General features: G+C 42.9%; 15 protein-coding genes. 5 read left to right on the forward strand and 10 right to left on the reverse strand.

The genetic code is table 11. The annotated features are described in order from the left end of the window. Positions 1–6 precede the first annotated feature (6 nt). From FOC32_RS13565 to FOC32_RS13590, 6 genes are all read right to left on the reverse strand, one after another. Positions 7–648, reverse strand: coding sequence for a MotA/TolQ/ExbB proton channel family protein (locus FOC32_RS13565; protein WP_004784016.1), 642 nt, complete (start codon positions 646–648; stop codon positions 7–9). A gap of 37 nt (positions 649–685) precedes the next feature. Then, entirely contained in the window at positions 686–1,573 is an 888-nt protein-coding gene (locus FOC32_RS13570) for a ParB/RepB/Spo0J family partition protein (RefSeq protein ID WP_004784018.1), read from the reverse strand. After that, on the reverse strand, positions 1,570–2,352 hold the full coding sequence (locus FOC32_RS13575; RefSeq protein ID WP_004784019.1) for a ParA family protein: 783 nt from the start codon (positions 2,350–2,352) through the stop codon (positions 1,570–1,572). The genes FOC32_RS13570 and FOC32_RS13575 overlap by 4 nt, the downstream gene beginning before the upstream one ends. Before the next feature lie 24 nt (positions 2,353–2,376). After that, positions 2,377–3,009: a 16S rRNA (guanine(527)-N(7))-methyltransferase RsmG gene (gene rsmG, locus FOC32_RS13580; protein ID WP_004784021.1), complete on the reverse strand. Its 633-nt coding sequence runs from the start codon at positions 3,007–3,009 to the stop codon at positions 2,377–2,379. Between the two features lie 85 nt (positions 3,010–3,094). Then, entirely contained in the window at positions 3,095–3,784 is a 690-nt protein-coding gene (gene murU / locus FOC32_RS13585) for an N-acetylmuramate alpha-1-phosphate uridylyltransferase MurU (RefSeq protein ID WP_004784022.1), read from the reverse strand. Next, a complete protein-coding gene (locus FOC32_RS13590) occupies positions 3,785–4,798 on the reverse strand; it encodes an aminoglycoside phosphotransferase family protein (protein WP_004784023.1) in 1,014 nt (337 codons plus the stop codon). It abuts the gene before it with no gap. Between the two features lie 121 nt (positions 4,799–4,919). On the opposite strand from FOC32_RS13590, the gene lptC reads away from it, so the two are divergent. Continuing rightward, positions 4,920–7,391, forward strand: a complete 2,472-nt coding sequence (gene lptC / locus FOC32_RS13595; RefSeq protein ID WP_004784024.1) for an LPS export ABC transporter periplasmic protein LptC — start codon at positions 4,920–4,922, stop codon at positions 7,389–7,391. After that, positions 7,391–8,698, forward strand: coding sequence for a peptidylprolyl isomerase (locus FOC32_RS13600; RefSeq protein ID WP_004784026.1), 1,308 nt, complete (start codon positions 7,391–7,393; stop codon positions 8,696–8,698). Before lptC ends, FOC32_RS13600 begins: the two co-directional genes overlap by 1 nt. A 101-nt stretch (positions 8,699–8,799) precedes the next feature. Here FOC32_RS13600 and hfq read toward each other — a convergent pair whose 3' ends face one another. From hfq to tsaE, 4 genes are all read right to left on the reverse strand, one after another. After that, a complete protein-coding gene (hfq, locus tag FOC32_RS13605; protein WP_004784027.1) occupies positions 8,800–9,324 on the reverse strand; it encodes an RNA chaperone Hfq in 525 nt (174 codons plus the stop codon). A gap of 91 nt (positions 9,325–9,415) precedes the next feature. After that, positions 9,416–10,360 carry a tRNA (adenosine(37)-N6)-dimethylallyltransferase MiaA gene (gene miaA / locus FOC32_RS13610; protein ID WP_004784028.1) on the reverse strand — a complete coding sequence of 315 codons (945 nt, stop codon included), beginning with the start codon at positions 10,358–10,360 and terminating at the stop codon, positions 9,416–9,418. A 6-nt stretch (positions 10,361–10,366) separates the two neighbouring features. Then, the gene (gene mutL / locus FOC32_RS13615) at positions 10,367–12,337 is read right to left on the reverse strand and encodes a DNA mismatch repair endonuclease MutL (RefSeq protein WP_004784029.1); all 1,971 of its coding nucleotides are present in this window, start codon (positions 12,335–12,337) and stop codon (positions 10,367–10,369) included. Next, complete coding sequence (gene tsaE, locus FOC32_RS13620; protein ID WP_034590094.1) at positions 12,330–12,806, reverse strand: tRNA (adenosine(37)-N6)-threonylcarbamoyltransferase complex ATPase subunit type 1 TsaE; 477 nt, start codon at positions 12,804–12,806, stop codon at positions 12,330–12,332. Before tsaE ends, mutL begins: the two co-directional genes overlap by 8 nt. A 129-nt stretch (positions 12,807–12,935) precedes the next feature. Here tsaE and FOC32_RS13625 point away from each other — a divergent pair, with 129 nt between their 5' ends. The 3 genes from FOC32_RS13625 (at position 12,936) to FOC32_RS13635 (ending at position 14,848) form a co-directional block, all read left to right on the forward strand. Continuing rightward, positions 12,936–13,844 (forward strand): pseudouridine synthase, encoded by a 909-nt coding sequence (locus tag FOC32_RS13625; RefSeq protein ID WP_004784031.1) that lies wholly within the window; start codon positions 12,936–12,938, stop codon positions 13,842–13,844. 113 nt (positions 13,845–13,957) lie between these two features. After that, on the forward strand, positions 13,958–14,305 hold the full coding sequence (locus tag FOC32_RS13630; RefSeq protein ID WP_004784032.1) for a type II toxin-antitoxin system RelB/DinJ family antitoxin: 348 nt from the start codon (positions 13,958–13,960) through the stop codon (positions 14,303–14,305). Between the two features lie 99 nt (positions 14,306–14,404). After that, positions 14,405–14,848, forward strand: coding sequence for a GNAT family N-acetyltransferase (locus FOC32_RS13635; RefSeq protein WP_004784033.1), 444 nt, complete (start codon positions 14,405–14,407; stop codon positions 14,846–14,848). The last annotated feature ends 2 nt before the right edge of the window (positions 14,849–14,850 follow it).

The following is a 14,850-nucleotide window of genomic DNA, read 5'->3' on the forward strand; positions in this document are numbered from 1 at the left end:
CTGCTCCTAGCTTGCTTTCTTGATGCGTTCTTCTACATCATCTGAAGCATTCAAATAGAACAGGTTGGCATGAAATAAGGTTGCCTGCTGTTCAAGTTCCGCCACATATTCCTGAACCAGACGCTGGAAATAACGATGTGCAAATAAAGCAGGAATAGCAATCAACATACCCGCTGCTGTTGTGATCAGTGCTTTGGAAATACCCGGCATCATTAACACCGGGTCACTATTAGTACCGACATCAATCATTAAAAATGATTCGATAATCCCAATGACTGTACCCAACAAACCAAGTAAAGGCGCTACTGCGCTCAAAGTACCCAGAAAATTAATATTTTTTTCCAGATAGCCAATTTCCTGTGAAGCTATCACTTCCATCTGAGCACGAGCATATTGCTCAGACTGGTGACGCGCTCCAAAACCAGCAGTAAATACACGACCCAAAGTACTGTTTTTCAAAGCTGAACTCTGTTGCAGCTTTTGCATGGCTTGGTCTGCATTTTGTGCAGGACCTATCAGAAGTGAGTTGGGCAGTACCAGACTCTTTTTTAAACGAATGAAGCGCTCAACCGAGATCGCCAGCATAAATATCGAACACAATACTAGCGGCAGCATCAACCAGCCGCCTGCTTTAACCAATTCCCACATCTGATTTATTCCCCAATAAAAACAAATTTTAAATTAATTATTCATCGCCTAGGATCGAAAGAATCCCGTCCAGCTCTTCTAAAGAATGATAGCTAATGACCAGCTTGCCTTTTCCTTGCTTGTTGTAGTCAATTTTAACATCCGCACTAAAGCGCTCAGACAGACGCTGAGTCAACTGCTGAATGTCTGGCGCAATCGCTGCTTTTGGTTTTTCTGTTTTTGGTGCATTGTAGTCGCGTACCAACTGTTCGGTTTGGCGTACTGACAGGCTTTTTTCAATGACCATCTCAGCAACTTTAAGCTGATCTTTAGCCTTCAAAGTCAGGATGGCACGTGCATGTCCCATATCCAGCAAGCCCTGCTGCATAAAGTCTTTTACTTCTTCAGCCAGAGTTAGCAGACGCAGCAGATTGCTCACTGTGGTACGCGCCTTACCGACAGTATCGGCAATTTCCTGATGGCTTAAACCAAACTCGTCATGGAAACGCTGCAAAGCCATCGCCTGATCAATCGGGTTCAGGTCCTGGCGCTGAATGTTTTCGATTAAAGCTAATGCAATTGCGACCTGATCATTCAGCTCACGCACAATCGCAGGAACTTCAGTCAGGCCTGCCAGTTGTGCCGCACGCCAACGACGCTCACCCGCAATAATCTCGTATGGATAGCGTTCATCATCGACCGGACGGATCACGATCGGTTGCATGATACCATGCTTTTCAATCGATGCTGCCAGTTCCTGCAGATCCTGCTCATTGATATAGCGACGTGGCTGATATTCACCACGTTTCAGCAGATTGACATCAATCTGTTTCAACTGACCATGATCAAGACCTTGTGCTTCGAGTTGTAATTTTTCTTTTTGAATTGATCCTAGCAAGGCATCTAAACCACGACCTTTGGCGAGTCCACGTTTCTTGACGGTCATGCTTTACTTCCTTTTTTCACTTTGCTTTTCTTTAATACTTCAGCTGCCAGATTTAAGTAAGCAACTGCACCCTTTGAACTTTTTTCAAAATAAATCACTGGTAGACCATGTGCCGGCGCTTCAGCCAGACGGATATTACGTGGAATCACGGTTTCATAAAGTTTTTTACCAAAATATTGTTCCAACTCTTCCGAGACATCACGGGTCAAGGCATTTCGAGCATCATACATGGTACGCAATACACCCACGATCTGTAGGTCTGGATTAAGTGCCTGCTGAATGCGGTCAATGGTTTGTGTCAGATCAGCCAGACCTTCCAATGCATAATATTCGCATTGCATCGGGATGATGACACCATCCACCGCTGCCAATGCATTCACGGTGATCAAGCTTAAGCTTGGTGCACAATCAACAATGATATAGTCGAATGAGGATTCAATTTCCTGCAAAGCTTCACGCAAAATGAATTCACGGCCTTTTTGCTCGGCAATCGCCAGCTCCACACCAGCCAGATCACGGTTTGCCCCTAAAACCTTATATCCGACTTCAGCTTTAGTAATCGCAGTTTCAATCGGCACTTCACCTAGCAATACATCAGTCACTGAATACAGCAGGTCATTTTTCTGAATCCCCGACCCCATGGTCGCGTTACCTTGAGAATCCATATCCACAAGCAAAACGCGTTTTTTTAACACAGCGAGAGATGCCGCCAAATTTACTGCGGTTGTGGTTTTACCGACACCACCTTTCTGGTTGGCAATCGCAATAATTTGTGCCATGTTGACCCCGATCCTTCAAAAATTTTAAATACGTTTTAATAGAAGTAAATGACGTTGTTCGTCCAAGCGCGGAACCTTCAGTTCAATAATCTGACAGCTAAATTCATCTTTTAACGCTGCCACTTCCTCTTCAGGAATCAAACCTTTCATGGAAGCAATAATACTCTGCTCATGCATATACGGTTTAGATGCATTCACAAAATCTGTCAATGAAGCAAATGCACGACTGGTAATCACATCAAACTGACCCAGCTCATTGATACTGTCTTCATTTTCCACACGGGTTTGTACTGCAATGACATTTTTTAATTTTAGGTCTGCAATAAACTGCTTCAGGAAACGAATTTTTTTACCGTTTGAATCCAGTAGTACACATTCACGCTCAGGCTGACATAAAGCAATGATCATGCCCGGCATACCACCACCAGTCCCGATGTCGAGCAAACGACCTGCAGGCAAATCCTTTAGAATACTCAAACTGTCAAGCAGATGCTTAACTAGCATTTCCTTAGGATCACGAATTGCAGTCAAATTGTATGCTTTATTCCACAGCACCAAAGCGTCCTGATACTTGAGTAATAAATTTAAAGCTTCATCAGACAGCTCTAAACCTAAAGCCTGGCTACCCTGCTTTAGTTCTTGAAAAAACGTGTGCATAAACAATCAATGCTCGAAAAAGTTAAGTGGAAGTATACCGTTTTCTCTATATTGGCACAGTAGGGAGTGCCTAGTGAATATTCACTTAAGCAGACCTCCCTTCTCGGATCATTAAATCCAATGCATTCAAACGCTCAGGTGTTCCCACATCCATCCAAATACCTGTCAATTTAGAAGCAGCAATCTTTTTTTCCAGCATTGCTGCTTTTAATAGTGGTGCTAAAGGACGTTTTCCAGCCTCTAAGCCTTCAAACATTTTCGGATGAATCACTGATACACCACTAAAAGTCAGGTTTTCACCCGCCAGCTGCTGGTCAAAGGTATAAGCCTTGCCGTCTGCAAGTGTAAAATCACCGTTAGGGTGCTGCTCCGGGTTTTGTACCAAAACCAGATGTGCCAGATTTTCACCCAGCTCAACATTCAATAAAGGTGCAAAGTCCATGGTTGTCCAGACATCACCATTGACCAGAATAAAAGGCTCATCACCCAGGAGTGGTAAAGCATTAATAATGCCACCGGCTGTTTCCAGCCCTTCACCTTCATGTGACCATAAAATCTTGATACCGAACTGTGAACCGTCACCCAAGGCCTGAGCCAGTTTTTCACCCAACCAAGCCGTATTGATGACAATTTCATTCACGCCCATCGCGGCTAGTTTTTCAATATGCCAGACAATTAATGGTTTGCCGCCCACTTCCAGCAAAGGTTTTGGCGTATACAAAGTTAAAGGACGCATGCGGTTGCCCAAGCCAGCCGCGAGAATCATCGCTTTCATTTAGGCCGCTACCTCGTATGAACCATATTTTGCTTCAAAAGCTGGCATCACTTTTTCATGAATAAACCGCATAAATGGCTGTAATTCTGGATAGTCTTTGGTTTCTTCGAGCAGATACCACATCACACGTGGCAGGTCTTTTAGATAGCCAGATTTCCCATCTCGCTCAAATAGACGTACGAAAATACCTAAAATCTTGATATGACGCTGAATCGCCATCATATCCGCATCTTTTTTAAACTGTTCGAAATCACGGTCCTGTTTTGCCGCTGCTGGTAACAGGTCATAGAACACTTTAAACCAGCGATACACGCGATCTGCATTCCACTGCACATAGGCATCACGGGTAATAGAGATCAGGTCATAGGTATCAGCACCAATCACTGCATCCTGAAAATCAATCACACCCAGTTCGGTTTCATTTTCAATTTTCATCAGGTTACGGCTATGGAAGTCACGATGCACAATGACTTGTGGTTGTGCCAAAGCAGCATTCGCCAGTATCGCAAATGTGCGCTTGATCAAAGCAGATTCCGTTTCAGTAGGCTGGATTTTTAAAGCAGGCAGCATCCAGTCAGTCAGCAACTCCATTTCAGAAATAAGCTTCTCATAAGAATAAGCAGGAAACTGACCTTCTCCAGGAATGGACTGCAGCTGAATCAGCTGTTTAAAACTTTGCTCATAATAGGCATCAACCGTCTGATCATTCAGCAGATTTGATAACAGCACATCACCAAAATCTTCGAGCAGCAAAAAACCATTTTCCAGGTCTTTGGCCACGATGTGTGGAACACGTACGTCATGGGCATCAAAAAATTCATCAATCGTCACAAAAGGCACACAATCTTCTTTTTCTGGTGGTGCATCCATGAGCATAAATGTTTTATTATTCAGTTTGATTCGTGCATAACGACGAAAACTTGCATCGCCTGCTAAAAAATGTGTTTCAAATTGATCTGAACCGAGTACAGAAGCAATCCAAGATTGTATCAATTGTTCGCGTTGAGTATTCATTTGCAATAAATTCTAGTACAGGCTGAGTTTTTAAAGTGCTAAGTGTAGCTACTTATCAACTTTTTCTCTATGATGCGACAATAATTAATTGCGATAAAAGCATGATTGGTTAATGAGACAAATGAAGCATCACTTTAAAATAAACCCTCTAGCGACTGCGATCTTAACCCTTTTATGTAGTAGCTCGGTCTCAAGCTATGCTGCATCAAATGACTCATCCAATGTAAATGCGGAACAACTCAAACAGCGCATTAATGAGACCTATCCCGGTGAAGCATTCTTCTCACAATATTATGTGGATAAATCTTCACCAGAAGCACAGCAGCGTCAAGGTAAATACCTCAGTTCAGTCTATTGTGAAGGCGCCTGGGTCACTCCAATTGCACCTGATGCACCAACGATTGACCCTGAACAGGCAACTTCAACCATTACTGCAGACTATGGTCATTATAATCCGGCCGGTGATTCCTACTTAGAAGGCAATGTGGTCATTGATCAGGAAGGTCGTCAGATTCGTGCGGAACGCGTGACGATTGATCAGACTCAAACCTATGCTAAGGCAGAAGGTCAAGTCCAATTGGCCCAAGGCGGCTTGATTTCGCAAAGCGATGATATCAATTACAACCTGAAAACCCAGCAAGGTGACTTAAACAACAGTTTCTTCATTGCCGAAGAACAGCATGCGCATGGTCGTGCTGAAAAGATTGCCAAAACCTCTGACGATACGCTTGAACTGGAAAATGCCACCTATTCCACCTGTCCACCTGAACAAAAGCCGACCTGGAAAATTCAGGCAGATCAAATCAAGCTGAATCAGGAAACCGGTCGTGGTGAAACCCGTAATACCAAGCTCTATGTGAAAGATGTTCCGGTACTGGCTGTTCCTTATTTTAACTTCCCAATCGATGATCGCCGTACCACAGGGATTCTGACGCCAACTTTCGGATTTACCAATGATGGGGGTCTGGAATTGGGTATGCCGGTTTATCTTAACCTGGCACCACAATATGATGCGACTATTACGCCACGTTATATTAGTGACCGTGGTGCGATGCTGGATGGCGAGTTTCGTTATCTAACAGAAAACTATGGTGAAGGCCGGATTTGGGGTGGCTACCTGCCATCTGATGAAAGTTATAGCAATAAAGACCGTAAAGACCTGCACTTCCTGCATAACTGGCAAATCAACGATCAGTTCTCAACAAATCTTGAATATAATTACGCATCAGACAAGGACTTTTTTGCCGATCTGGATAATAACCCAGATTCAAAAACAGACCTGAACTTGCGCCGTGCTTGGGAAGTTAATTATAAAAATGGTATCCCCGGCTTAAAAGCTCAATTTAAAGTTGAAGATTTCCAGACGCTTGATCCTACCGTTCTGGATGAAGACCGTCCTTATGCGCGTTTGCCGCAGCTTTTGGTGAATTATAAGACCGGTAACCCACTGGGTTTACAATACGAATTTAATAACGATACGGCTTATTTCCAGAAAGACATCAGAAATACTGAAAATATTGATACCGGTGATGAAGCCATCTATCAACCAAGTGGTACACGCATCTATAATGATTTCTCGGTACGCTATAATCACTTTACCCCTTGGTCATTCTTCATTCCTCAGGCGACATTACGCAATATCAATACTTTCTATGATCAAGATACTATTGATCGTATTAATAATAATCAAACCAGCTCATCAAGTGAAAATCATTCTATCGTAGTGCCACAATTTACGCTGGACACCGGTTTAATTTTTGAAAAAGATGGTCGCTATTTACAGACCTTGACGCCTCGCCTGTTTTACGCTTATTCACCATATGAAAATCAGCGCAATCAGCCAAACTTTGACTCTGTCGTAGCCTCAATTAATTATGACCAATTATTTAGTGCACGCCGCTTCTATGGTAATGACCGCTTAGAAGACAATAACTTCGCTTCTTTAGGTCTTAGTTACAGTTTATTTAATGAAGAAGGTTTAGAGCGATTACGCGCCAGTGTGGGACAAAGTTTCTTCTTTGAAGATCGCCGTGTCACATTAGATCGTGAAGCAGATAAATTCGATCGTGAAAGCCATACTGGTCCAGTTATTCAGCTTAGAAGTCAGTTAAACCAAAACGTGCATGTCAACCTAAATTCTAGCTGGATGTCGAATGGCTCCAATGCCCAGCGTGATGTACAGGTTTATTATACGGGCGATCAGGGCAATCTATATAACGTAGGCTATTTCTATCGTAAAGATATTCCAAACCGCCAGGAAAGTTATGATCAGGTGGTTGGCTCATTTATCCAGCCAATTGCCAATAACTGGCGTCTAGTCGGCCATGCGCAATTTGACCTGGACAATAGTGTCGCACGTGAATATTTACTTGGCGTAAACTATGAGTCATGCTGTTGGGGAGTATCTGTCTATGGCCGCTCATACTACAATGACCTAGACGATATCAATGACCCGGATGTGAAAGCGAAACGTGCAGTGATGGCTGAAGTAACGCTTAAAGGTCTTGGCGGGTTAAGCAACAAGCTAACCTCATTACTAGAAAATCGTATTCTAGGTTTTAACAATATCAATCAAACTTGGACAGAACGTTAATGAAGACAAAACAGTTAAAACAAATTTTTAAAGCGACCGCACTTGCGCTATGTCTTTCTTCAGCGATGACGACTTTTGCTGTTGCCCAACCTAAAGATGAAGTTGTAGCTGTTGTCGACAATAGCGCTATTCTGCGTAGTGATCTGGCACAAAGCGTTGCTGAAATTTCTCACCAGTTGCAAAAACAAAACAAGCCTGTTCCACCGCAACCTTATCTTGAACAACAAGCACTTGAACAGCTAATTGTACGTCAGGCTCAACTTGAACAGGTTAAACGCTACAATATTCGTCCAGATGAAAAATCTTTAAATGAAGCAGTGCTTAAAGTAGCACGTGATTCAGGCTCCCCTAGCTTGGAAGCTTTCCAGCAAAAACTGGATGCTATCGCGCCGAATACGTATGCCTCTTTACGTAACCGTATTGCAGAAGATCTAGCACTTAGCCGTTTACGTCAGCAAGCCGTAAATTCACGTATTCAAATCAGTGATCAAGATGTTAAAAACTTCCTGAATACACCACAAGGTCAAGCTTTGTTAGGTAGCCAGGTACATGTTCTGCATTTACGTATAACTGGAGAAAATGCACAACAGGTTGCAGCACAAGTAAGAAATGACTTGAGTAGTAGCAATGATATTCAGGCGATCAGCAAAAAATATTCAACTGGCGATATTAAAGTAGATGCATCTGATATGGGTGTTCGAAACCTATCAGAAATTCCAGGAGAACTCGCTGCACGCGTTTCTACCCTGCAAGCAGGTCAAACATCAGAACTGATTCCTGCGGCAGATGGCGTGCATGTCCTGAAACTTTTAGAGCGTAAAGGTGGTGAACAAAAAGCACTGGTACCTCAATACCAGACTCGTCATATTCTGATTCAAACATCAGAAGTGGTTAGCCCGGAAAATGCCAAGCAGATGATTGATAGCTTGTATACGCGTCTTAAGCAAGGTGAAGATTTTGCAGTATTGGCGTCTACTTTCTCTAATGACACAGGTTCAGCGCGTGATGGCGGAAGTTTAGGCTGGGTCAGCCCAGGTGTCATGGTACCTGAATTTGAACAGCGTATGAAAAGTACGCCAGTGGGTCAGATAAGTGAACCATTCCAGTCACAATTTGGCTGGCATATCCTGCAAGTGACCGATACACGTCAACAGGATATGACTCAGGAATATCAGGAACGTATGGCCCGCCAGATTCTGGGTGAACGCCAGTTTGATGCTGAGCTAGATAGCTGGTTACGTGAAACCCGTAGCAATGCCTATGTAGAAATTAAAGATCCACAGCTAGATCCTAAACGCGCTCGTTAATTTAAGAGAAGAAAAGCCAGCATTATGCTGGCTTTTTTAATGACTTAATTCTTTAAATAATAAAAAGCCTCTTATTAAGAGGCTTTTTATTTCAGATCCGATTAACGATTGTTTTCGTCGTCAGAAGAATCTTCAAATTTTGAATCGTTGTCAAAACCAGCGCCTTGACCACCGAAACCAGCGCCTTGACCACCAAAGCCAGTACCTTGACCACCGAAGCCACCTTGACCACCGAAGCCGCCAGCAGCGCCTTGAGCACCGAAGCCGCCTTGACCACCGAAGCCACCTTGACCACCGAAGCCAGCACCTTGACCGCCGAAGCCACCTTGACCGCCAAAGCCACCAGCAGCGCCTTGACCACCGAAGCCACCTTGACCACCGAAGCCAGCACCTTGTGAACCAGCAGGAGCACCAGCTGGACGAGGATTACGTGCAGGTACTACTGTAGAAATCGCGTGTTTGTAAACCATTTGGCTTACTGTATTTTTTAATAATACAACGTATTGGTCAAAAGACTCGATGTGACCTTGTAATTTGATACCGTTTACCAGGAAGATAGAAACTGGAATACGTTCCTTACGGAGAGAATTCAAGAATGGATCTTGTAAAGTTTGACCTTTAGACATGTTATAACTCCAAAAATTTAAAAATCAGCGCAAAAAACTATCTCTATTTTTCAATTAAAAATTATAAAAAAGATAGTACTCAAATTTTGCTTTATCCGTGACAGTTTCGCAAGTCTTCTTGGGCCTGCTCGAGCGTAAAATATGTTGTAAATTTATGCTTTTCTTGCAAAGATCTCAACCAGGTATATTGACGTTTGGCAAGTTGTCGTGTCGCAAATAAAGCCTTATCCTCCATTTCCTGTTGTTTTTCATGACTTAGGTCACCTTTTTTTAAGAATTCTATGGCTTGGCGGTAACCTACTGAACGCATTGAGGGTAAATTTTCGTCAAAATCGTATTTTCCCATTAATCCTTTAACTTCATTTAAAAATCCGTTTTTCCACATAATTTCAAGACGTTTTTCAATACGTTTGTGCAATTCTAACCGATCAGGCATTAAGGCATAGTTATGGAAACTGTAACGATATGGTAAATTTTTTGGTTGTTCTGCTTGTAGTTTTGTAATCGGCTCACCTGTTAGCTTAAAAACTTCTAATGCGCGGATAATTCTCTGTTTATCACTGACTTTAAATTTCTGGCCCGCCAAGGGATCTACCTGACATAATTCAGCATACACCGCTTCCCACCCTTCACGAGCAGCTTTCTCTTCAATCTGGGCACGCATCGCATAATCTGCACTTGGTAAATTATCAGACAAGCCTTCAAGTAAGGCCTTAAAATACAGCATGGTGCCACCCACCAGAATTGGAGTTTTACCACGTGCATGAATATCATCAATCAGACGACAAGCATCTTCGACAAAGTTTGCTGCAGAATAGACTTCGAGCGGGCTAATAATATCGATCAAATGATGCGGATAGCGCTCTAATTCGTCTTTAGAAGGTTTCGCTGTACCAATGTCCATTTCCCGATAGACTAGCGCAGAATCGACAGAAATCAGCTCAAACCGACCTTGCTCGTATAGTTCACATGCCAAAGCAGTTTTACCGCTTGCAGTTGGTCCCATTAAATTGATGACCGGCAGTTGATTGGACATGTAACGCTACTCTCCCCGAGCAAAAAGTTTATCAAGTTGAGACAATGGAAATGCTCGCCAGGTTGGACGACCATGATTACATTGGCTCGCAAATTCAGTTTGTTCCATTTGACGCAGCAAAGCATTCATTTCAGATAGACTTAACATTCGATGCGCACGTACCGCACCATGACAGGCCATACCTGCAAGAATCTGGTCACGTTTTTGCATTAACCCCTGTCCCTGATCATTAGGATCCAGATCATTCAATAATTCAGGGATCAAGGCATCAAAATCAGCCTTATGTAAAATGGCCGGTACGCCTCGTACAATGACCTGTTCATCACCATACTGGTCAATTTCCAGACCTAAACGAGCAAGTTGATCTTTGAGTTCGTCAACACGCATGGCTTGCATACGACTAATGCTCACCACTTTAGGAATCAGCAATTGCTGGGATATCCAGAATTCCGGTTTATCCCAAGCCATTTTCATCTGTTGCAGCAGAATACGCTCATGCGCCGCATGCATATCTACGATGATTAAGCCTTCGGTATTTTGCGCCAGAATATAAATCCCATGCAGCTGGGCGATCGCAATCCCCAAAGGATGCTCATCCACTTTACTATGTAAATGTGACTGAAATGCATCCGATGCTGAAGTATTGGTTTCCGGTTCAGTTTCTCTTAAAGGCGCGAGATAACTTTTCAAGGCATTATTCAGCTGCTGTGAACCCGAATATGACTTATTGTAATCCTGCGCATAATGCACAGTTTGTGGACCAGATGATTCAAAATCCGTTAACACATCAGAAGCTTCTTCTTCACGCTGATGATATAGATATGTGGCGGGAATAACTGGTTGAGTGGCTACGGGCTGATGCAGGCTAAACTGCTCCTGATAGCGTGGCTGTGGTGTAATCGCAACAGCTTCAGACTCAGTTTTCATGGCCTCAGCCAGATCAGCGCTCGCAGTCTGGAATTGTGCCAGGGTTTCCTTGGCATAGTGACGTACAAATTCATGTACTTCACGCTGGTTCAGGAAACGAATTTCATGTTTGGTCGGATGCACATTGACATCAATACTTTCTGGATCGATTTCCAGAAATAGTAAATAAGCGGCATGCTGATGGCCATGCAGGATACCATCATAGGCCATGCGCAAGGCATGAGAAATGGTCTTGTCTTTAACGATCCGGCCATTCACATAGACATATTGCAGATCGGCTTGAGCCCGTGCATCTGAAGGATGTCCGAGCCAGCCTGATAAACGCATATTGATACTGTCTGCATCAATCCAGTAAGCATTTTCAGTAAACTGACGGCCAAGTAATTGTTGCACACGTTGAAAACGCAAAGCACCACTATCTGCGACCGGCAAATTCAGCTTGATGGTTTGGTTATGTTCCAATACAAAGCGAATATCGAAATGCGTTAAAGCCATACGGCGGACAATTTCTTCGATATGTCCAAATTCAGTGCCGGGCTTTTTTAGAAATTTGCGCCGCGCCGGAACATTGAAGAATAAATCCTGCACCCGGATCTGAGTTCCTTTGGATGCTGCAACCGGTTGAATATCCTGATGATCAAAAGCCGTGCCGTTTACTTCGACCTGATAGCCAATACCATCTTCATTCTGGCTACTCGTTAGAGTCAAACGAGACACTGCAGCAATTGAGGCCAATGCTTCACCACGAAAGCCCAAGCTGGTAATCGCATGCAGCTCTTCAGTCGTTTGAATCTTACTGGTCGCATGACGCATTACGGCCAGTGGCAAATCCTCATAATGAATGCCTCGGCCATTATCAATGATTTCAATCAGCGTACTGCCGCCCTGTTCCACCCGGATGATCAGCTCGGTCGCACCTGCATCAATCGAGTTTTCCAGTAACTCCTTGACCACAGATGCAGGACGTTCAATCACTTCACCTGCGGCAATCTGGTTCGCCAGCGCTGGATCAAGTGCACGGATACGGCGTATGCTTAAATCATCAACCATTTGGGAATTCACGCTCCAAAGCTTGCTGTAAGGCCAGATTAGAAGAAATCAGACTTGCAGTACGGGTCAGCTCATCTTCTGATTTTAAAATTTCAATAATTAAATCGGCTTGCGGGATTTCATCGCCACCCTTAGAAGGCCATTCAAATAAAAATAGCGCATTGGGAGTTTCTAAATAATCCCGAATTCCCATCAATTCAAGTTCATAAGGGTCATTAAGGCGATATAAATCAAAATGAAAGATATCCTGACCATTCACCTGATAGGGCTCCACCAGCGTATAAGTCGGACTTTTTACTGAGCCTTTATGACCGAGTTGTTGTAAGTAATAACGCGTCAGCGTGGTTTTCCCCGCACCCAAGTCACCAATCAGATATATAACGCCCGAAGAAAAATTATTTGCCAGAACTTTGGCCAGATTTTGGGTGTCATCTTCATGTTTTAAAGTGACATTAAATGAATAAGGCATATTACTCACGACATGATGAAAAAGAATAATTATGATAGCATCGCAACGCTTTAAAAGCCTATTCACCTCTGTGAGAAACTGTATTTTTTCACAGCATCCGTTCCAGACCAGAGATAGATCCACGTTGTGATGACTCCGACTGTTGAATTTAGCCCACCCATGCTGAATGGGGTTACGGCAAGTAAAGTATTCCTGCAAGCGACCTCAGATTCACCCAAGACAGTCTATGCCTATCTCTGTGCACAATTTCCACATATTGAGTCAAGCGAATGGCAATCCCGTTTCAATAATGGTCTGGTTTATGATGCTCAGGGTAATACCTTAAGCATCGAAAGTTCTTTTCAAGCGAATACTCATTGTTTTTATTATCGTTTTTTGGCACACGAAGTGCATGTTCCTTTTCAGCATCAGATTCTGTTTGAGAATGAGCATCTACTGGTCGTAGATAAACCGCATTTTCTGACCATAAGTCCTACTGGACAATATGTACAGGAAACCTTGCTGGTACGCCTAAAACGGCAAACTGGAAATGAACATCTCACTCCGATTCATCGCTTAGATCGTGAAACGGCAGGTGCGGTGCTGATTTCAAAATGTGTGCAATCGCGTGGGGTTTATCAGCAAATGTTTGCGACTCGGCAAGTACAGAAAACCTATCATGCGATTGCGGCTTATCGTGATGATTTAAGTTTTCCTCTCATCACAAAGCTGAAAATGGAAAAAGGCCAGCCCTTTTATATCATGCAGGTGGTAGAAGGAGAACCTAATAGCGAAACCGAAATTCAACTGCTGCAACATGATCAACAATGGGGCAAATATGAGCTAAAACCGCATACAGGAAAGCAGCATCAGTTAAGGGTACATTTAAGTCATTTGGGGATTCCGATCCAGAATGATCCTTTTTATCCCCAGGTTTGCCATAAGGCGGATGATGATTTTTCTGCACCGTTACAGCTACTGGCCAAACACATTCAGTTTAGGGATCCAGTTACTCAAAAGCAGATGCAATTTAGCTCTGAACTTGAATTGACACTGTAAATCTCTTGTCATTACAGATTATTTTCTAAAAACGGCAACTTGAGGATTGAAATCCCGAAGTTATCGATTAGAATAAGGCGAAAAGTTAAGTAATTTAAAGCTTTGAAAATATTATGAGAAAAACTGAAGTTTATCAAATTCGCCTGGATTCCCAAGAAAAGAAACAGGCATTTGCAGTATTTAAACAATTGGGGATTACGCCGGCTCAGGCAGTTCGTCTTTTTTTTAAACAGGTGGTTCTGACCAAATCAATCCCCTTCTCGATTGAAAATCAGAATATTAATCTGGAACAGCTGATCAAGTTACGCAAGCAGAAACAGAATGAACTTAAGGCAGAACAAACCTCAAGTCCAAGTACTACAGCGATTCCAGCAGATCATCAGGAAATGAATCTGGATGATGATCATTTTGATTTATTTGAAGAGCTGAATGCCATTTTAGGTGAAAGCGACAAAATTTAACATTGTTGCATTTACGAACAATTCTTAAGTTTCTCTCCTTTCAAACTTCGCTATGCTTGATGTTAATGATAAATAATAAAATTAACATGGAGTAAGCCGATGATCGTGCGACGCGCCCAGTCAGAAGATCTACCTAACCTGGCCGTTTTATTTGATGAGTACCGTCAATTTTATGGTACTTCTTCCAATCTGGATTTATCTTACGAGTTTCTGAAACAGCGTTTTGAAGATGGTCAAACTGTCATTTTTATCAACACTAAGGATGATATTTTTACCGGATTTATTCTGCTGTATTTAAGATTTTCCTCAGTCGCATGTTCTACTTATTATGTGCTGGACGATGTCTATATTAGCCCGCCTTATCGACGGCATGGTGCAGCCAAGCAACTGATTGACACTGCCATCTTGTTTGCCCGACATGAGAATGCGCTTCGAATCAGCCTGGAAACGCAAAAAACCAATTATCAGTCACATAAACTTTATGAGTCACTTGGATTTATTCAGGATAATGAATTCGTGACTTTCCATTGTTTCCTGAAATAAAT

The organism is Acinetobacter sp. FDAARGOS_724 (assembly GCF_013364475.1).
GTDB lineage: Bacteria > Pseudomonadota > Gammaproteobacteria > Pseudomonadales > Moraxellaceae > Acinetobacter > Acinetobacter variabilis.